At 64.1% G+C, this 18961-nt stretch carries 17 protein-coding genes; 4 read left to right on the top strand and 13 right to left on the bottom strand.

Features of this window, described 5'->3' with window-relative positions; all coding sequences use genetic code 11:
* The first annotated feature begins 100 nt into the window (after positions 1-100).
* The gene (locus K4G53_RS10855) at positions 101-1420 is read left to right on the top strand and encodes a CaiB/BaiF CoA-transferase family protein (protein WP_221385722.1); all 1320 of its coding nucleotides are present in this window, start codon (positions 101-103) and stop codon (positions 1418-1420) included.
* Positions 1420-2337 carry a hydroxymethylglutaryl-CoA lyase gene (locus K4G53_RS10850; protein ID WP_221385721.1) on the top strand — a complete coding sequence of 306 codons (918 nt, stop codon included), beginning with the start codon at positions 1420-1422 and terminating at the stop codon, positions 2335-2337. The genes K4G53_RS10855 and K4G53_RS10850 overlap by 1 nt, the downstream gene beginning before the upstream one ends.
* A 91-nt stretch (positions 2338-2428) precedes the next feature.
* On the opposite strand, the gene K4G53_RS10845 is transcribed toward K4G53_RS10850, so the two are convergent.
* From K4G53_RS10845 to K4G53_RS10810, 8 genes are all read right to left on the bottom strand, one after another.
* On the bottom strand, positions 2429-2752 hold the full coding sequence (locus K4G53_RS10845) for a putative quinol monooxygenase (RefSeq protein WP_260323513.1): 324 nt from the start codon (positions 2750-2752) through the stop codon (positions 2429-2431).
* Positions 2753-2814: 62 nt separating this feature from the next.
* A complete protein-coding gene (locus tag K4G53_RS10840) occupies positions 2815-3987 on the bottom strand; it encodes a Gfo/Idh/MocA family protein (RefSeq protein ID WP_221385720.1) in 1173 nt (390 codons plus the stop codon).
* 64 nt (positions 3988-4051) lie between these two features.
* The gene (locus K4G53_RS10835; RefSeq protein WP_221385719.1) at positions 4052-4867 is read right to left on the bottom strand and encodes a sugar phosphate isomerase/epimerase; all 816 of its coding nucleotides are present in this window, start codon (positions 4865-4867) and stop codon (positions 4052-4054) included.
* Positions 4864-6012 (bottom strand): Gfo/Idh/MocA family protein, encoded by a 1149-nt coding sequence (locus K4G53_RS10830; RefSeq protein WP_221385718.1) that lies wholly within the window; start codon positions 6010-6012, stop codon positions 4864-4866. The genes K4G53_RS10835 and K4G53_RS10830 overlap by 4 nt, the downstream gene beginning before the upstream one ends.
* 7 nt (positions 6013-6019) lie before the next feature.
* Positions 6020-7003 (bottom strand): ABC transporter permease, encoded by a 984-nt coding sequence (locus tag K4G53_RS10825; RefSeq protein WP_221385717.1) that lies wholly within the window; start codon positions 7001-7003, stop codon positions 6020-6022.
* Between the two features lie 3 nt (positions 7004-7006).
* On the bottom strand, positions 7007-8515 hold the full coding sequence (locus K4G53_RS10820; protein WP_221385716.1) for a sugar ABC transporter ATP-binding protein: 1509 nt from the start codon (positions 8513-8515) through the stop codon (positions 7007-7009).
* A 53-nt stretch (positions 8516-8568) separates the two neighbouring features.
* Complete coding sequence (locus K4G53_RS10815) at positions 8569-9726, bottom strand: substrate-binding domain-containing protein (RefSeq protein WP_221385715.1); 1158 nt, start codon at positions 9724-9726, stop codon at positions 8569-8571.
* A 44-nt stretch (positions 9727-9770) separates the two neighbouring features.
* On the bottom strand, positions 9771-10247 hold the full coding sequence (locus K4G53_RS10810; protein WP_308287864.1) for a hypothetical protein: 477 nt from the start codon (positions 10245-10247) through the stop codon (positions 9771-9773).
* A 211-nt stretch (positions 10248-10458) separates the two neighbouring features.
* On the opposite strand from K4G53_RS10810, the gene K4G53_RS10805 reads away from it, so the two are divergent.
* Positions 10459-11547, top strand: a complete 1089-nt coding sequence (locus K4G53_RS10805) for a LacI family DNA-binding transcriptional regulator (protein ID WP_221385714.1) — start codon at positions 10459-10461, stop codon at positions 11545-11547.
* Positions 11548-11639: 92 nt separating this feature from the next.
* On the opposite strand, the gene K4G53_RS10800 is transcribed toward K4G53_RS10805, so the two are convergent.
* The 5 genes from K4G53_RS10800 to K4G53_RS10780 all read right to left on the bottom strand — a co-directional run bounded on the left by K4G53_RS10800 (position 11640) and on the right by K4G53_RS10780 (position 18117).
* Positions 11640-11867 carry a hypothetical protein gene (locus K4G53_RS10800; RefSeq protein ID WP_221385713.1) on the bottom strand — a complete coding sequence of 76 codons (228 nt, stop codon included), beginning with the start codon at positions 11865-11867 and terminating at the stop codon, positions 11640-11642.
* A 232-nt stretch (positions 11868-12099) separates the two neighbouring features.
* On the bottom strand, positions 12100-13791 hold the full coding sequence (locus K4G53_RS10795; RefSeq protein WP_260323512.1) for a phosphodiester glycosidase family protein: 1692 nt from the start codon (positions 13789-13791) through the stop codon (positions 12100-12102).
* Between the two features lie 271 nt (positions 13792-14062).
* On the bottom strand, positions 14063-15277 hold the full coding sequence (gene fdhA / locus K4G53_RS10790) for a formaldehyde dehydrogenase, glutathione-independent (RefSeq protein WP_221385712.1): 1215 nt from the start codon (positions 15275-15277) through the stop codon (positions 14063-14065).
* A gap of 132 nt (positions 15278-15409) precedes the next feature.
* Positions 15410-16816: a ferredoxin reductase gene (locus K4G53_RS10785; protein WP_221385711.1), complete on the bottom strand. Its 1407-nt coding sequence runs from the start codon at positions 16814-16816 to the stop codon at positions 15410-15412.
* Positions 16813-18117: an SRPBCC family protein gene (locus K4G53_RS10780; RefSeq protein ID WP_221385710.1), complete on the bottom strand. Its 1305-nt coding sequence runs from the start codon at positions 18115-18117 to the stop codon at positions 16813-16815. Before K4G53_RS10780 ends, K4G53_RS10785 begins: the two co-directional genes overlap by 4 nt.
* Positions 18118-18642: 525 nt before the next feature.
* Between K4G53_RS10780 and K4G53_RS10775 the strand changes: the two genes are divergently transcribed.
* A complete protein-coding gene (locus K4G53_RS10775; protein WP_221385709.1) occupies positions 18643-18888 on the top strand; it encodes a hypothetical protein in 246 nt (81 codons plus the stop codon).
* Positions 18889-18961 lie beyond the last annotated feature (73 nt).

Here is an 18961-nt window from a genome sequence, read left to right as displayed (position 1 = left end):
AGGGGCGTGCATACTGGTTCGTGTAGGACGGTGCTCGACCGACCCTCCGGGCGTGTTCGGCGCCCACGGGTCCGCATCAGGAACCAGGAGTTGAGATTTGATGAAGGTTTTCGAAACCGGCACAGCTGAACAGGGCAAGGGCGCCGCCGACGGGGACCGCCCCGGAACCGTTGCCGACACATCGTGGGCCCCTGCACGCGCGACCCAGCCCGCCGGCGACGCTGCCGGACCCCTGTCCGGGTTGCGGGTCCTCGAACTGGGATCCCTGATCGCCGGGCCCTTCGCAGGACGGCAGATGGCGGACTTCGGAGCCGAAGTCATCAAGATCGAATCCCCGAACCGGCCAGACCCCATGCGCGAGTGGGGCCGGGCACAGGTCAACGACCACACCCTGTGGTGGTCGGTGCAGTCCCGCGGCAAGAAGTGCGTCACCCTGGACCTGAAAGCCCCGCGCGGGCGGGAGCTCTTTCTTGAGCTCTGCAAGGAAACCGACGTCATCCTGGAAAACTTCCGCCCGGGCACCATGGAAAAGCTTGGCCTCAGCCCGGAAGAGCTGTGGAAGGTCAACCCCGGACTCATCATCGCCCGGGTCTCCGGCTACGGACAGACCGGCCCGGAAGCGTCAAAGCCAGGCTATGCCTCCGTGGCCGAGGCCCGGAGCGGGCTGCGGCACCTCAACGGCTACCCCGACCAGCCCCCGCCCCGCACCGGCATCTCCCTGGGGGACAGCCTCGGCTCGCTGTATGCCCTGCAGGGGATCCTGCTGGCGCTGTACTGGCGGGATGCGCGCGGGGGCACCGGCCAAGTGGTCGACGTCTCGCTCGTCGAGGCGTGCTTTTCGCTCCTGGAGAGCGCCGTGCCCGACTATGCCGCTACCGGCATTGTCCCGGGGCCCAGCGGTTCGGGACTGAAGGGAATCGCGCCGTCGAACATCTTCCGGTCCAGCGACGGCAAGTGGGTTGTCATCGCGGCCAACCAGGACTCGGTCTTCGTGCGCCTGGCCAACGCGATGGGAATGCCCGGCCTGGCGGCGGATCCGAAATACCGCGACCATGCGCAGCGGGGCCACAACCAGGAGGAACTGGAAGGTCTCATCGCCGACTGGGCGGTGCACTACACCGCCGGCGAGCTGGTCAGCCTGCTTGACCAACACGGTGTTCCGAACAGCACGGTGAGCACCGTTGAAGATATCTTCGAGGACCCGCAGCTCAAAGCCCGGGACATGCTCGTGGAAGTGGCTGACGACGAGCTGGGCGCCGTGGTCCAGCCGGGAATCGTCCCCAAGCTCACGCGCTCGGCCGGCCGGATTGGCTGGAACGGACCTCTGGTGCATGGATCCCACAATGCCGACGTGTACCAGGGCCTCCTGAACCTCACCGACGAAGAGCTGCAGAAGGCGCGTAGCGAAGGAGCAATCTGATGGCGTTTGCGTATGGAACCAGGCCGGTCTCGATCGTGGACGTCAGCCCGCGCGACGGCTTGCAGAACGAGAAGACCCCCGTAAGTACGGAAGACAAGGTCCGGCTCATCAACGAGCTGATCCGGATGGGTGCACAGCGGATCGAAGCTGTCAGCTTTGTGAACCCCAAAGCCGTTCCCCAGATGGCCGATGCCGACGCCGTGATGGCGGCGGTCCCGCGCACCGATGCCGTGAGCTACATCGGTCTGGTGCTCAACACCAGGGGTGCCCTCCGGGCTGTCGATGCCGGGGTGGACGAAATGAACTATGTGCTCCCTGTGACCGACGCATTCGCCAGGGCCAACCAGAACACCACGGTCGCTGCAGCGCTCACGGCGCTGGAGGAAGTGTCGCGGATCGCTGAGTCTGCATCCATTCCCCTCAGCGTCACGGCGGCTGTCGCTTTTGGCTGCCCCTACCAGGGTGATGTCCCGATCGGGCAGACCCTCGAAGTTGTCCGCAGTGCAATTGGCCGCGCGAACCTGGCGGAAGTGGCCTTGGCCGATACGATTGGCTGCGCCGTGCCGTGGCAGGTGGGCGAGGCTTTCGCCAGGCTGCGCGAGGAGACCGACCTGCAGTTGCGGGCCCACCTTCACGAGACCCGCCATACTGCGCTGGCTAACACTTATGCGGCGATGGCATCGGGTGTGGATGTGTTCGACAGCAGCGTCGGTGGTCTCGGAGGATGCCCCTTCGCTCCCGGCGCAGCCGGAAATATCTCCACGGAGGATCTCGCGTGGATGCTCGGGCGTGCCGGCTTCCAGACAGGCATCGACGTGCAGAAAGCAACGGAATTGGGCCGCTGGATCTGCGGCCTGGTCGGTACGAATCCGCGTTCGGGACTGGCAGGGGCCGGAGTGTTCCCTGCGGCAGCGTAAGCCGGAATACTTTGCCTCCGCCCCGCATCGGCTGACTGAGTTCAGTGATGTTCTGCATCCCGCTGCCACCATCTTCCCGGCCGCGGAGGGGTCAGGTCAGTGGAGTGAGGGGAGTCACGGAGAAGGGGACCGACAGCAGACGCTCCACCCCAATGACGAATTCCTTGACGTGCGTTTCCCCGTTGTGTGCCGTGAGGTCCTCGCGGCGGGCCCATCCTTCGATGAGGACGAAGGTGCCGGGCCTTTGGTCATCGGAGAAAACGCTGTACTCCAAACATCCCGGATCTTTCCGGCTTATCGTCTGCAGCGTCCCGAGCGCTTCCTGGAGGTCGGCTTCATGTCCGGCTTTGGCGACAAAAACCGGCATGAGCCAGACTTCATCGGTGCTGGGGCGGGTGGGAAGTGGTTCGGTCATCGACGGTCCTTGGGGGTGCTGGGGGAGGGGCGGTCCGTACCGCCCCTCCCGGGGCTGATGGGTCAGGCGCCGACTTGTGGGACCTCGACCCAGGATTCCTTGGCAGCGGATTCAACGATCGCGTCGTCGATCAGGGCGACCTGGTAGCCGTCCGCGAAGCTGGGGCTTACGCTGCCGCCTTCCGCGATGGCCTTGAAGAAGTCATGGGCTTCGATGATCTTCGTTTCGCCGTACCCGATCCCCAGTGCCGGGATGGGCCAGAGTCCTTCTCCATACGGGTGGGCCGGCCCGGTGTAGACAGTGCGGAACCCGCGCCGGTCGGCTTGGTCGGAAGCGAAACAGACCTGCAGTTCGTCGCGTCGTTCGTAGTTGAAGACGATGCTGCCTTCGGTTCCGTGGATTTCGAAGGTGATGTAGTTGTTCCTGCCGTGCGCGTTTCGTGTCGCTTCTATGGAACCCACGGCTCCGTTGGCGAAGCGGATCATGGTCATGACTTCGTCATCGACGTCGACGTGCCCCTTGGGACCTTCTCCGCCTCGCACGTTACCCAGGGCGTCGGCTCCCCCTGTCTGCAGCGGGCGCTCCGGGATCCAGGTGGAGAGAAGAGCGTTTACGGCGCTGAATTCGCCGACGAGGTAGCGGGCCATATCGACGACGTGCGTTGCGATGTCGCCGAGGGCGCCGGAACCTGCGATGGACTTTTGGAAGCGCCAGGACAGTGGGGAGTTGGGGTCGGCGCTCCAGTCCTGCAGATAGGTTCCGCGGAAGCTCAGGACGCGGCCGATGGCACCTTCTTCGATGTACTTCTTTGCCAGCGCGACCGCGGGCGTCCGGCGGTAGTTGAATGCAACCATATGGACGATGTTCTTGTCTTTGACTGCGTCGTACATGGCCTTGGATTCCTCGCCGGTGCGGGCCAGGGGCTTTTCGCAGATGATGTGCTTGCCTGCTTCTGCGGCTGCGATGGCAATTTCGGCGTGGAGGTGGTTGGGAGTGGCGATGTCTACGACGTGGATGTCCGGGTCGTCGATGATGCTGCGCCAGTCCGAGGTGGAATTTTCGAAGCCGAAGCGGCGTGCCGCCTCGGCAGCGAGATCCGCGTTGGCTTCTGCGATGACTTTGCGGACCGGCAGCGCCGGTGCCGGCCAGAAGAACATAGGCATGGCGGCGTACGCCAGGGAGTGGGCCTTGCCCATGAATCCGCCTCCGATGAGGCCGACGTTGAGGTTTTGCATGTGAATCCTGTTCCTTCCGGAATTTACGGGCGCCGAGTGGCTTCCCATGGGTCAAAAAGTGAGGTCAGAGGAGTTTTTCGAGGTACTTCTTGCTGATTTCGGCAGCGGCTTTCGGGTCGCCGTCGTAGCCGTCGAGCTCGACCATGAGCCAGCTGTCATATCCGCTTTCGCGGATCGCGGCGATAATGTCCGGGAAATCGAGTTCGCCTTCGCCGAGGGGGAGGAAATTGAACGGGTCGTGCTGGAAGTCCTTGAGGTGGACGTGCCGGATCCTGTCGGGGTACTTCCGGATGACAGCGGCCGGATCTGCACCCCCGGCTGCAAGGTGCGCGGTGTCCGGGCAGAAGCCGATCCGGGTCAGTGGCATGAGCTTGTCCAGCTCGTCCGGGCTTTCGACGATGGTGCTCAGGTGTGGGTGGTAGCTCGCGGACAGGCCGAAGCCCTCTGCGATCTCCGTGACCTGGTCCAGCGCCTGGCCCAGGCGGTGGTAGTCGTCCTCGGTGGTTCCGGCCGCACGGCGTGCTCCGCCGCCCACGACGAGCCGTTCGGCGCCGAAGCCCGCAGCCAGCTCCGCGGCCCGGTGGATCCGGTGCATTTCGTCCGGGAGGATGTCGGCGTAGATGAAGTTCGCCCCGGTGTAGACGCTGGTCAGCTCGATGCCGTTGCCGCTGAGGATCTCTTTGAGTTCTTCGGGCTTGTCGGCGTATTCGGCGAGGTTTCCGTCGAACATCTCCACGCCCTGGTAGCCGACCGAGGCGATGTCCTGAACGGCGTCACGCATCGACCCGTGGGTCATGTAGAAGAGGTCCTTGACGCTTGTCACGCCTTGGGGGTGGCCGACGACGCCGCCCCAGGTGATGGAACAGTATCCGAGTTTCATTGCTTTTGCCTTTCAACTGCAGGGGAAGATGTGAGGGATCGGTTGCCGGTTGTGGGGACGGTGACCCATGACTGTTGCGCTGCGGAGGCGACGACTGCATCGGTCAGAAGTGCCGCCCGGAGCCCGTCGCGGAAGGTGGGCAGACCTTCGGGTTCCTGGCCCCGGACAGCCGCGTAAGTGTCTGCGACGAATGCGTTGAAGCTGTCCTGGTAGCCCTGCGGATGACCTGGCGGGAGCATGGCGTATCGCCTGCCACCGGGGGTGGAGAGGGTTTGCGGGCCCACGGGAACGTCGGTGCTGGCATCGGTGCGTCCGATGTGCAGGGTCCCAGGCCGCTCCTGGTTGAAGCTGAAGGACGCCTCAGTTCCGTCGAACGAAAACCACAGGCGGTTCTTCCTGCCGGGGCTGACCTGGCTGACAACCAGTGAACCTGCGGCGCCGTTGTCGGTTTCGAACAGGATCGTCGCGCCATCCTCGGTGGCCACAGAGGACAAAGTGCCGCCGGTTTCGCGCTGCCCGTAGGCCCGGCTTGTGCTGGCCATGATCCTGGTGATTTTGTGGCCCGTGGTGAACTCCATCAGGTCACACCAGTGCACTCCAATGTCACCGAAAGCCCTGGAAGCCCCTCCGAGTTTCGAATCAACCCGCCAGTTGGACGCTTCTGCACCTGCCAGCCAGTCCTGGAGGTAGGAGCCGTGCAGCAGCCAGAGTCGCCCTGCCTCTCCGGCCCGGATACGGTCGCGTGCCTCTCGGACCGCTGGATAGAACCGGTAGACGAAGGGCACGGCGGCGGTGACGCCTGCCTGCCGGGCGAGATCAGTCAGTTCGGCGGCGTCATCCACGCTGGTGGCCAGGGGTTTTTCGCAGATGACGGCTTTGCCTGCTGCGATGGCCTTGCGTGCCAGGTCGGCGTGCGTTGCATTCGGGGTGCAGATGTGGACAACGTCCACATCGTCTCGTGCGATCAGCGCCTCGGGTGTGGCTGCGGCGGCCTGGGCACCCAATCCTGCCCTGGCCGCCTCGGCCGATGCCTGGCTGCTTCCAGCGACGGCGCTGACGGTGCTGCCGGCTGCGCGCACTGCGTGGGAGTGGACGGCGCCCATGAATCCTGTGCCGATGATCCCGGCCCGTAGTGTGGCAGTCATGGACCCGTTACTTCTTCCGGGCGAGGGCGACTGCCAGGATGATGATGGCACCACGAACCACCTGCTGCTGGCTGCTGTCGAGTCCGGCAAGGATCAGTCCGTTGTTGATCAAGCCGATCAGCAGGGCGCCGAAAAGGGTTCCGATGATGGATCCGAATCCGCCGAAGAGGCTGGTGCCGCCGAGGATGACAGCGGCAATGGCGGAGAGCTCATCGCCGGCCCCCCACTGGAACCGGCCGGACTGCAGACGCCCGGCGTAGAGCATGCCGGCGACGCTCGCGACCGCACCAGAGATGAGCAGAACCTGGAACTTGATGCGTTTGGTGTTAATGCCGGTGAACTCTGCTGCGTTGCGGTTGCCGCCGGTCGCCAGAACCTGCCGGCCGAACCGGGTGCGGTTCAGGACGACGGCGCCGATGGCGACGAAGACGGCACTCCAGACGACCAGACCGGGGATGGGACCGAAGTCGCCGGATCCGAAGAGCATATTGAAGGTGTCGTTAAGGATCGGTTGCGGGGCGGATGCCGTAATCCACTGCGCAACACCAGCGGCGATGCCGAGCATGCCCAGGGTAACCAGGAATGAGGGGATGCCCAGCAGGCTGACCAGTGCACCGTTGATGGATCCCACCACGAGCCCGACGGCAAGGCCGGCGAGGATGCCTGGGATCAGGCCCCACTGTGACAGGGCCATGGCCGTGCAGACGCTGGACAGGCCTGCAACCGATCCGACGCTGAGGTCGATTTCGGCGCAGGAGATGACGTAGGTCATGCCCACGGCGATGACGGTGATGGTGGCCGTCTGGCGGAAGATGTTCAGCAGGTTTTGCGGGGACAGGAAGCCCTGGTCGCGCAGCAGAACTGCGAAGAAGAGGAAGACGACGACGAAGCCGATGTAGATGACATAGCGTCGCCAGTCGAGGTCCTTCAGCATGGTGCCGAAGTTTCGGGGTGCGGTGCCGCTGGGGGTTATGGTGTTTGCCTTGCTCACTGTTCAGACTCCCTGGACTGCAAGTTGAAGATGTTCCTCGTCAGCGATGTCGCTGCGGGGGATGTCACGGATGACGGAGCCGTCCTTGAGGACGAGGACGCGGTCGCTGACCGCGAGGAGTTCGGGGTATTCCGAGGAGATGACGATGACGGCTTTGCCGGCGCTGGCGAGTTCCCGGATCATGTCGAGGATTTCGCTTTTGGTGCCGATGTCGACGCCGGCTGTCGGCTCGTCGAGGATCAGGATTTCGGGGTCGGTGCCGAGCCATTTGGCGATGACCACTTTTTGCTGGTTACCGCCCGACAGCAGGCGCACGGGCCGGTGGGGGTGGGCAACCTTGACCGCGAACTTCTTGATGAGGGACGAGGACAGTTCCTTGCCTTTGGCGTTGTCGAGAAGAGGGCCCCGCGTGATTTGGCCGAGCAGCGGCAGCAGCAGGTTGTCACGGACGGAGTGGTCCAGGACGAGGCCCTGGGCACGCCGGTCTTCGGGGATGAGCGCAATGCCTGCGTTGATGGCCTGCTGGGGCGAGTTTAGATTGACTTTCTCGCCCCTGATGAGGATGTCCCCGCTGTCCCTGCGGTCGATGCCAAAAAGCGTACGTGCGAGTTCGGTCCGGCCGCTGCCCATGAGGCCGGCCAGGCCCAGGATCTCTCCGGGACGGAGTGAGAAGGACACATCCTTCACCCGCTTGCCCGCGTTCAGGCTCCGGACTTCGAGGAGGGGCGCACCTTCGTGGTCCACCCGGCCCCGTTCGCGGTAGGCCAGTTCCCCCTCGATCTTTTTGCCGACGATCCCTTCCACGATTTGTTCGGGGGTTACGTTCGTCAGGGGTTCCGTGAGGAGCCGGCGGCCGTCGCGAAGGATGGTGATCCGGTCGGCAAGCCGGTAGACCTCGTCCATCCGGTGTGAGATATAGATGATGGAGATGCCGCGCTGTTTGAGGCGATCGATGAGTTCAAAGAGGGCTTCGGACTCATGCCGCGCCAGACTGGCGGTGGGTTCGTCCATGATCAGCACCTGGGCGTTTTGCGACAGTGCCTTCGCGATCTCCGTCAGCTGCCAGTAGGCCGTTCCAAGGCGGGAGACTTCGGCGTGCGGGTCGACGCGGACCTCCATCTCAGCAAAGATTTCCTGGGCCCGGCGCGCGGCCGCACGATCATCAATGAGCTTTCCGACGCCGAGTGGTTCAGCGGCGAGGAAGATATTTTGAGCGACCGTCAAGCTGGGGACGAGGCTGAATTCCTGGAAAACCATCCCGATGCCCGCTGCCTTCGCATCGTGGATCGAGTTGATGGCAGTGGGTTGACCGCCAATGAGGATTTCGCCTTCATCTGCTTGGTAGACACCCTGGAGGATCTTCATCAGCGTTGACTTGCCTGCGCCGTTGCCTCCTGCGAGGGCGTGGACTTCACCCTTCCGGACATCAAAGCTGACGTCCTTCAGAACGGAAACGCCGTTGAAGCCCTTGGAGATCGAGCGCATCTCGACGACATTGTCTGCGGTGTTCATGGTTGCCCTTTCGGCATGGTGCGAGGCCGGGAGCCCCGCACCATCGGGTCTGGCTACTTCTTGTAGGAGTCCTGGATGTCCTTCGGGGCGTCCTCGTGGTAGACCTGCTTCCAGGCCTCCAAGACGTTGGAGTGATCAACCGGCAGTGCGCTGAGCGCTACATACGCCGGAGCCTGCTTGCCAATCAGGGCTCCTGCGGCCAGCCGCGCCTCGGTCACGCCCTGGTCGAACGGGACCTGGGCTCCGAGTCCGATGACGAGCTGGTCTTTGGCCAAGGCGATGGCGACGTTCTTGCCGAGGTCCTCAGTGGCGATCTTCAGGTCCGGCCGGCCGGCGGCACGGGCAGCGGCCATGACACCTTCGGCGGGCACATCCCAGACTGCCCAGATGCCTGACAAGTCGGCATACTTACTCAGCATCGCGTTCGCGGCGGCCTGCGCGTCACCGGCGAAGTCAGGACCGGCGATGCCCTTTTCCTCGACGATCTGGATGTCGGGGTATTCCTTGGTGATCGTCTCCTTGAAGCCCTCGTAGCGCTGCTTGGTGACAAAGAAGTCGGCCTGGTGGAAGATCACGCCGATCTTGCCCTTACCGCCAAGGGCCTTCGCCATCTGGTGGGCCGACACAACCCCGTTGCCGTAGTTGTCAGCGGAAACGACCGACACGTAATCCTTTCCGGCGGTCAGTCCTTGCGGGATGTTGTCCATGAAGACGAGCTTGGTTCCTGCCTCCGCTGCCTTTTTGTAAGCTCCGGCCGTGGCTATGGGGTCGGTGGGAATGGAGACGATGATGTTCGGCTTCTGCGTCATGACGGTCTCGATGTCCGATACCTGCTTGTCAGGCTTGAAATTAGCGTCGGTCGTGGCGATGACCTTGATGCCGAGCTTTTCAAATTCACTCTTGAGTCCGTTGGTCTGGGCCGTTGCCCAGTCGTTGCCGCCGTAGTGCATCACGATCGCTGCGGTTGCGTTAAGGCCCTTGACCTTGGTGATGTCCTCGGGAGTCAGATCAGCCGCGGACGCAGGCGAGGGCGTCTCGCCGTTGGGACCCTTACTCAAAACCTGGCCTTTGATTTTGTCGAGGGCCTGCTGCGCCTTGTCAGACACCCCGGCGTTCGGTGCGTTAGAGCCAGCTGTCGTGGAACTGCTGCAGGAAGCGACGGAAAGGGACAGGGCTGCGGCCAGGGCCACGAAGGAAAGCCTGCGGATCATCGTTGTTCTCCAGTGCTTATAGTGATGAATGGTTGGGGAGGGGGTCATGCCAGGGCCAGCGCCAAGGCAGGGGGGACCGGTGACAGGATGAGCCCACCGGCGGCGGAAGCAGCCCGGATAGCAGCAGCCTTGTCGGAGGCGCCGAGGATGGTTTCTGCATGCGTCTTCTGGACAAAGAAACCCAAGGAGCAATGCCCGAAGCGCGTTTGAACCCATGCCACGGCGTCCCGAGCAGCCTCGGTCAGACTGCCTCGCGTCTCAGCAAGTGAATGCTCAAGCATGGATACTGGGGTGAGGCCACCCTCGTGATCGACGGACAGGACCAGGCTGGTCCACAGGAGGCCGCCATTGAAGACGCCGACAACGGCCCAGGTTGCGGGGGGCACGAATTTACGGGCGGCTGCCGTGAGGTCACCACGGTCTGCATTCGTCAGAAGTACTTCCAGATGGGTCCACTGGTCAGGGTCCTCAACTTGAAGCTCAATGCCCGGCATGAGTGCCTTGGGGTTTTCGACGCCCACTGCCCAGCACCTCTTCCTTGAAGTCGTTCCGTAATCGTTTACGATTGGTACCGTGAACGTTTACGGAAGAGCGTAAACGTTCACGGCGCTTGGTGTCAATGGTCACACTCGGGCAACAGCGTAATGATCTTCGAATGGGTTCCACGGCGTAAGATCGAGCGGTACGAAAACGCTGTCGGCTCGGCCTGGGACTGGCAGGACAGGAGAGAGCATGACGGGCAAAATCATCACCTCAAAGGCAGCCGGCGGGATTCCGGAAAGATCGCCCCGCCGGAAACCGACGATTAACGACGTGGCGCGGGTGGCAGGAGTTTCCTTTGGCACGGTCTCCCGCGTGCTCAATAACGCCCCTGATGTCAGCGCCTCCACTCGCGAGCGGGTCCTGCAGGTCATCCAGGACATCGGGTACCGCCGGAATCGCGCCGCGACCGCGCTGGTGACCAACCGGTCGACCTCGATCGGGATAGTCACTGATGGGTCGCCACGGTTCGGCCCCGTCGGGACACTGATGGCCCTTGAAAACGTTGCCCGGAAGAAGGGCTATGCGATAACAGTCATCAGTGCCGAAAGGCCCTACGATGACTCCGTGCAGGCTGCCCTCGACACTCTCGACGACATCGGCGTAGGGGGAATTATCGTTATCGCACCTGTGGTCGATATGGCGGCAGCTGTTTGGAATGCGTCCTGCCGCGTGCCTGTGGAGATGATTGCCGCAGGAGCGTCGTCGACTCCGAACGTCTTCACATACTCGGAAAACCAGGAGCTTGGAGCCAGGCTCGCCACCCAACACCTCATCGACCTCGGCCACACAGACATCGCCCATATCGCCGGTTCAATGGACTGGTTCGATGGACGTGTCCGCAAACGCGGCTGGGAGGCCGCGCTCCGTGCTGCAGGGCTTCCACCAGGGCTCTGCCTCGAAGGCGACTGGAGCCCCCGCTGGGCCTACGAAACCGGCCTCCAGCTCGTGCGCGAGGGCAGCGTTCCCCAGGCGATCTTCGCCGCCAGCGACCACACCGCCCTCGGCCTCATTCGGGCCTTCACGGAGAATGGTGTCCGCGTCCCGGACGACGTGAGTGTCGTTGGCTTCGACGATATCGAAGGCTCGGACTACTTCCTGCCGCCGCTGACCACCGTCCGCCAGGACTTCACCGCATTGGCACTTATGAGCATGGAAGTGCTGATCGGCGCAATGGAGGGGCGGGAGGTGGACCGTACGCCGATCCCACCGACACTTGTTGTACGCAACAGCTCCACCCGTGCCACACCCCGCAAGGGGCAGCCAGCCAAGGGCGTGTGACACCGTTCTACGTCCTGGCAGGTCAGTTGTCAGGCTGTGCAGGGCTTTAGAAGCATCCGCGGCGCTCCGAAAAGTGCCAGTGCGCACTCGTCCTACCCCTGGGGTGCTCCCGGGGGTAGGAAGGACCGCTCGGCCGGGTTGAGGTCAGCGCCCCATCCTGGGATCCCGGCCGGCAAGTCCTCCGCGGACTTGCCGGCGGGGCTGGCCGCCGTCGTGCCGTCGCGCCGGCGCTTGGCCACGGTCACCAGCAAGGTCAGTACTGTGCCGGTCCAGGCCAGCACAGTGAGGAACACCAGTCCGATCGCCACCAAGGGGTGCATGGCCAGAGTCTAGGCTGGCCGGGCTTGGAGGGCATTACGCCACTCCGCACCATGGGAACCGAATCCGCACTGGCTGCTCCCGTGCGTGAAATACCTGCGCTCCGTTCGCTGGGCGCACCTTTCAATGCCCTCGCAGCGTCGAGGACGGGAGTATCTGTCAGCAGCCCCTGCCGGGAGATGGAAATTCCCGGCTTCTGACAATCGCCAGGAGCCGGGAATTGGACAAAGGGTGCTAGTTTTTGCGTCCCGGGAGTACGAGGAGGGCGTCGCCGACAGGACGCTCGCCAGCGGCGTCCGAGGGCGAGTTTACGACGTGTCCGTCCTGGACCATGGTGGTGGATCCGCCGCCGTCGAGGTTGATGGCGTTGACCATGCCCAGGGACCGGGCGACGTCGGCTGATTCCTTGATGCTCAAGCCAAGGCTGGATGTCTGGCGGCCATCGGCGGTGACCAGTAGGGTGCGCCCCTGGGCGTCGGTGCCGGCGATGGTGCGGGGGTTCCGCTTGTGAACCCAGCCGTAGAAGAAGCTGTTGCTGTCGTTGGTGCGGACCATGCCGTCGCGCTTGGCCGTGACGTTCAGCTGTCCGTTGTGGACCAGGGTTGGGCCGCCGTTGACCACGTCCGTACTGAGGCCGGTCTTCAGGGTCTTGCCGCTTTCGTCAAGCAGGTCCGTGCCGACTTTCAGCGTGGTACCCGGGGCAGCCAGGGTTGCGAGCTTGTCGGCGTCCGCTCCGATGGCCTGCAGGGTCCGGCCGCCGGCCGGCACCGCGGTGCCGCGGGTGTGGTTGACCGCGGTGACGGTGCCATTGCCATCAAGCACCACTTCGAGTCCCGGTCCGGCAGGGGTGGTGGGACCGTATTCGGGCGTGAAGGCGATAATCTCATCGGCGTCAGTGCAGGTGAAGTCGTGCAGCGGCAGGTTGGTCGGGGTGTCGTCCGTGCCGCCGCAGTTGCGGATGAGCCCGGGCACCCGGTTGATCCCGTCCAAGGAAAGGTCTTCGGCCTGGCCCGGGCCGGTGACTGAGCCGTGCCAGTGCAGGCGCTGAATGGAGGTGCCGTTCTTGTCGATGACCAGGGAGGGCCGGTCACCGACGGGCTCGCTGAGGACCTTTCCATCGTGTACTGCAGCGCCCGCGGGATCACCGGGGGCACCGGCGGCGGGGTCCATGACGAAGTAGCCCCCGTTCGTTGCAGCCAATGCACCGGCAGCGGCGGCGAGTGAGCTGGTGGTTTCGCGGTCTTCGAGGTTCGCGCCGAAGGACGAGGTGAGGTTGCCGCGGAATTCCTTCGGGTCGATGGTCAGTACCTGCAGGTTCCACGGGCCGCGGTCATCTTCGCTGGTGCCCGCGTCGCCGTCCCAGCCGGTGTAGATGACGGAGGATTTGTAGCCGGCGGCCTTGATCTGGTCGACGGTCGCCGCGCCGTCGGCCTTCGCGGTGAACTGTCCCGCCCGTACGCGGTATCCGAGGTCTCCGCCGGCGTCGGCCAGCTGGGGTGACTGGACGTGCTCGACGCGGGCAGCAACTCCGGCCGCGATGAGCTTGTCGGCAACCTGCTGCGCCTGTGCCTGGGTGGACAGCGCCGTGGCGGGAGCGTCGGGGTCCGGGGAGGTGGACGGGACGGCCACCTCGGCGGTCCAGAAGAAGTCCTGGTTGGGAGTGCCGCGGGTGATGGCCGTCCTGGTCAGGCCCGGGGCGAGGGTGGTGACTGTGCGGGTCTCGGGCTGATCTGCCGCACCAAGATCCAGATGGGCCGGCTGTGGCGGTGTGGCAGTCGGCTGGTCCTGTGCCGGAGCCATGGGTGCCGCGGTGGAGGCGCCGGCCGGGGCAAGGAAGGCGACGGGAAGGGACACTGCCAGCGCGGCGATGACCGCACGGTGCCGGCCCGCGGTCACGGGGGCGCATCGGTTGCTTTTGGAGCTCAATGTGGGCCTCTAAGGTTGGGGTCTCAACAGGAGTCCTCAAGTTACTAGTCGGTAATTAACCGGAAGTGGCGCGCTGATGAACTCCGCCTGTCGGTGATCCTGGGCTGGTCGAATCCTGCCACGACCTTGTTCCGGGTGATGCGGGCGAAGCATCTCCCGGCCGCTGCCACCGGGCAATCCGCCTTCTTAGCCGACGCGGTCGTTGCACCATCCGTACGCTGCGGGTGGTGCAACGACCGCTTTGGCCCTTGTGGAAGGACCGGCCAATGGCCTAGTTGCTCAGGTAGCCGTTCGGGTCCAGAACGTACTTCGTGGCGGCGCCGGCGTCGAATTCCGCGTACCCACGCGGCGCGTCCTGGAGCGATATGGCGGTGGCGTTGACAGCCTTGGCGATCTGGATCCTGTCATGCAGGATCGCCATCATGAGTTGCCGGTTGTACTTCATCACGGGGCACTGCCCGGTTGTGAAGGACAGGGACTTCGCCCAGCCGGTTCCCAGGGACAGGGACAGGCTGCCCTTCCGGGCGGCCTCGTCCGCGGCACCCGGGTCCCCGGTGACGTAAAGGCCGGGAATGCCCACGGAGCCGCCGGCGGCGGTGAGGTCCATCAGCGAATTGAGTACGGTGGCGGGCGCCTCCTGGGCGCCGTGACCGTGTCCGCGGGCCTCGAACCCGACCGCGTCGATACCGGCATCGACTTCCCGGACGCCGAGAATCTGTTCGATCTGGTCGGCCGGGTCGCCGTTGGCTACGTTAACGGTTTCGCAGCCGAAGGACCGGGCCTGCGCCAGGCGGTCCTCATTGAGGTCACCCACGATGACCACCGCGGCCCCCAACAGTTGGGCGCTGGCCGCCGCGGCAAGCCCCACGGGGCCTGCCCCTGCAACATAGACGGTGGATCCGACGCCGACACCTGCTGTGACTGCGCCGTGGAAACCGGTCGGGAGGATGTCCGAGAGCATGGTCAGATCCATGATCTTCTCCAGGGCCTGGTCCCGGTCGGGGAACCGCAGCAGGTTCCAGTCCGCGTAGGGGACCAGGACGTACTCGGCCTGGCCGCCGACCCATCCACCCATGTCGACGTAACCGTAGGCGGACCCGGGCCGGTCCGGGTTCACGTTCAGGCAGATCCCGGTCTTGCCCTCCTTGCAGTTCCGGCAGCGTCCGCACGAGATGTTAAAGGGGACCGAGACGATGTCACCCACCTTGATGAACTCGACGTCGGGCCCCGTCTCGATGACTTCGCCGGTGATCTCGTGACCCAGGACGAGACCGGCCGGGGCGGTCGTGCGGCCACGGACCATGTGCTGGTCCGACCCGCAGATGTTGGTGCTGACGGTGCGCAGGATGACCCCGTGCGGGACCTTGCGCCCAACGTTGACCGGATTGACGCCAGGGCCGGCCTTCAGTTCAAAGGAGGGGTAAGGGGTATCGATGATTTCAACGATCCCCGGGGCCTTGTACGCAACGGCTTTGTTACCTGACATGGATTGGCTCCTAGGGTTGGCGATCGAATGTCGAATGCCCGCAGAAGGTCTGATGCTGGCCGCATCAGACCTTCTGAAAGGCAGTTGTTATCAGTTGTCGTGAAGCAAATGGATCAGGGGCAGCTGCAGCGACTAGGCATCGATCACCAAGTCAGTCTGCGCTGTAGAGCAGCAGGGCAGGAACTTGCCTGCATCGATCTCACGTTTCCGGATACCGCCCTGGTGGTTCATGTCGACCTCCCCGGAAAGCTTGACGACCTTGCAGGAGCCGCACATGCCTTCCTGGCAGTTCGCGCCAATCCGGACGCCCGCACGCTGGGCCGCCCCGAGGATGTGTTCGGTCGGGTCGATCCGTACATTGATGCCGGTGCGCATGAAGGACATGGTGAGGCTGCCCGTTCCCACGGTGTCGAAGCTCGAGGCGTCGGGGGAAGCGGCCTCCGGAGCCGCATCCGGGGTGCCTCCGGAGGACGGCGCCTCCGGCTCCACCGTTTCCAGCGGAAGCCCCGTGGCCGGCAAGGTTCCCTCGGCGTCGTAACCCGGTTCGTAGAGCCCGAACGCGCTGGGCTGGCTTTCGAAGTAGTCCTCGGCGGAATCGGCGATTTCCTCCGCGATCTCCTCAGCAATGTCCGACGCGAGCGCGATCTCTGCCTGGTATTCAAGGAGCGTCTTGCGGTCCCCCGAGAAGAATTCCATGTAGATGGACGTGTCATCGACGCCGACCTTCTTCAGGAGCTCCGTGGCACTGTTCAGGTAACCTTCGGGTCCGCAGGCATAGACCTGGCGGCCATTGGCATCGGGAGCAACCTGGTCGAGCATGGCTGCCGTCAGCCTTCCGCTGAGCCCTTCCCACCCATCGGGCTTGCTGCGGTCGCCCAGGGAGTAGAAGACCTTGACCCGCGAGTCCACGGAAGCGATGTAGGCCAGCTCCCGGTGGAAGGCAAAGCCTCCAGCCTCGGCTCCGTGGTAGAGCACCACAACGTCTGCGTGTCCGGGCAGGGAGTGGATGGTCCGCACCATGGACATGATGGGCGTGATACCTGCGCCGGCGGCCAGCAGGAGGTAACGCGCCCGCCGGTCGGCATCGGGCAGGTGGAACGCCCCCACCGGTCCCAGCATCTCGAGCACAGTGCCGGGTTTGACGTTCTCATGCACCCAGGGTGAGACCAGGCCCGTAGCATCGCGCTTGACGCTGATGCTGAACGTCCACGGCTGCGTGGGCGAACTGGACAGCGAGTAGCTGCGATCCACCGGATCCTGGTCGTCGCCGTTCACGGGAAAGGCGACGTTGACGTACTGGCCCGCACGGAACGCCAAGGGCGCACCGTCGCAGCGGCGGAACACGAAGGTCATGATGCCGCCGGCCTCGGGAATGGTTTCCACGCATTCGGCCATGAACTCCTGCGGGTGCCAAGGGCCCAGTGCACGGGCAGCGCGCGCGGGTGCCTCGGTGCTGCCCATCACCCTGTTCCATGGCATTTCAAGACCGCGGATGCGCTGTGGTTCCTCGATCACCGTTTCAATGAGGAGTTCAGTCATGCCAAGTGCTCCTGCACCCGCTGCACGTACCAGTTGATGAAGGCCTCCACCTGGTATTCGCTCTTCATGTACGGGCCTGGCTCGTAGGCGGGGCTGGCAGCGCCCTGCTGGCACAGCTCCACGAACGCCTTGTCCTGGAGGTTGGTCTGCTTCCAGGTGTAGGTCAGCTTCTCCAGGTCGTAGTCCACGCCTTCCTCGGCGTCGTCAGCCACCAGCCAGGTGGTGCGGACCAGCGACTGGTGCTCATTGATCGGGAAGACGCCGAACGTGATGACGTGGTCGCCAAGGAAGTGGAACCAGCTGTTGGGCTGCAGGTGCATGGAGCAGCGGCCCAGGCGGAAGTCCGGCAGGTCGCCGAGCAGCTTCTTGGACAGCCGGCGCCCGTCGGCCGAGAACGACTCGCCTTCGCCGTCCAGGGATTCGCGTGAGATGCGGATTCCGGCGATGCGGGTGTCAAGCTCCTCGACCACCTCGTAGGGCAGGCCGTAGCGGCGGCAACGCTCTTCAAGGGAGGACTGGGCTTCCTTGTTGCGGTCCCATACTTCCTCAAGGTGCGGAGGGATCAGGCCCTCGGTCAGGCCCCACGTGGGGAAGAGCGAGCAGGCGAGTTCCGGGTGTCCGTCGCAGTGGTAGCACTCACGGTTGTTCTCCATGACGAGCTTCCAGTTGCCCTCTTCGATGATGTTCTGCTGGTAGGCAATCTTCGTCTTGGAGAGGTCGTGCGGGGCCAGGTAGGGCTCGAAGATCTTCGAGGTCTCGTCGAAGTCTGTGGGCGGTTCGTCAGCGATGCAGACGAAGATGAGTCCGGCAACCTCGCGGCTGTGGGCGCGCTTGAGGGCGAAGCAGTTCTTGTCGAACTTGGCTTCGCCGGGAGCGGAGGCGTGGATCAGGTTGCCCTCGGGGGAGTAGGTCCAGGAGTGGTAGCCGCAGACGAGGTTTCCGGTGGAACCGGCTGCTTCGGTCAGGACGCGCGCGCCGCGGTGGCGGCAGACGTTGTGCAGGACGTTGACATCGCCCTCGTCGGTGCGCAGCACGATCAGGGAGTAGGGGCCATAGTCGACCGTGATGTAGTCGCCCGGCTCCGGCAGCTCGGCAACGCTGCCGGCAAAGATCCAGTGCTGGCCGAAGATGGCCTCCATGTCGATCTTGAAGATCGTCCGGTCGGTGTAGAAGGGGGCGTCAAGGGAGTAGCCCGTGCGCCGGAACTCGAACAGCGCGGCGATCTCTGCCTGCTGGTCTGCAGGCAAAGTCGAAGCGAGTTTTCCGCGTGAGTTGAGGGGCACGTTCACTGGAGCAGTCATTTTTTCTCCCGGAGGGCTGTGTAGTAGGCGAGACGTAAGGGACCACGGAGTCGGTGGCGGCAACCGGCGTCGTCGAAACGTTGTGGTTCTGAGATCAGGGAGGATCGACCTGCGCCAGCGCGTCCGATGAGCACCTCGCCGAACGCGCTGTACGCAACATCGATCACCATATGCAACAGTGTGACTCGTGCCACCCTTGGTGTCAATCTATTAACGGAAGGGGATTAAAACTGCGGAAATGCAGGGAAATGGAGGCTCGCGGGCACCTCGACAGCCAATCCTTCCGAACTGACTGTCGCCTCTCGTCTGAAGCTGCGGCGGAGCCCGCGTGATGCGCAGGCCCGGCCTCAGATGTGAGCACGACGACGGCGCCCGCTTTGAGGAGCTTCGACCAGTGATCTCTGGCTCACTTGCGGCCAAGCAGGAATAGGAACGCCCATCTGTGCCTTGTTCCTGATGAGGCGCCGACCGCTGGTTGCCTCACTCGAAAGGACCCTCTTGCCTGTAGCTTTCATTCCATTCACCATGCGCGCTTCCGTCCGCGACGGCCACCGCCGCACCTTCCGCACCGACATCGAGCGGCTGACCGACGGCCACCTCCGGTGGACGCCCCTGGATATGTTGAAGTCAACCAGCACCCAGGCCGAGTTCCGGGGCGCGGTCCCCAAGGGGCCGCACACCGCCAGCGACGTGAGCCTCGCACGGTACCTCGAAGACCGCTTGGCAACGGACGACATCCACTTGGATCTCAGCGTCAGAATCGAGCAGTAAGGACTTCGGGCAAGCCCCGGACCGTCTGCGGTCCGGGGCTTTTCGGTGCCTAGGGGCGAGCGAAGCCCAGAGG

The sequence above is a fragment of the Arthrobacter sp. MAHUQ-56 genome (assembly GCF_019710585.1).
Lineage (GTDB): Bacteria > Actinomycetota > Actinomycetes > Actinomycetales > Micrococcaceae > Arthrobacter.
This window is presented reverse-complemented; position numbering and strand designations above follow the sequence as displayed.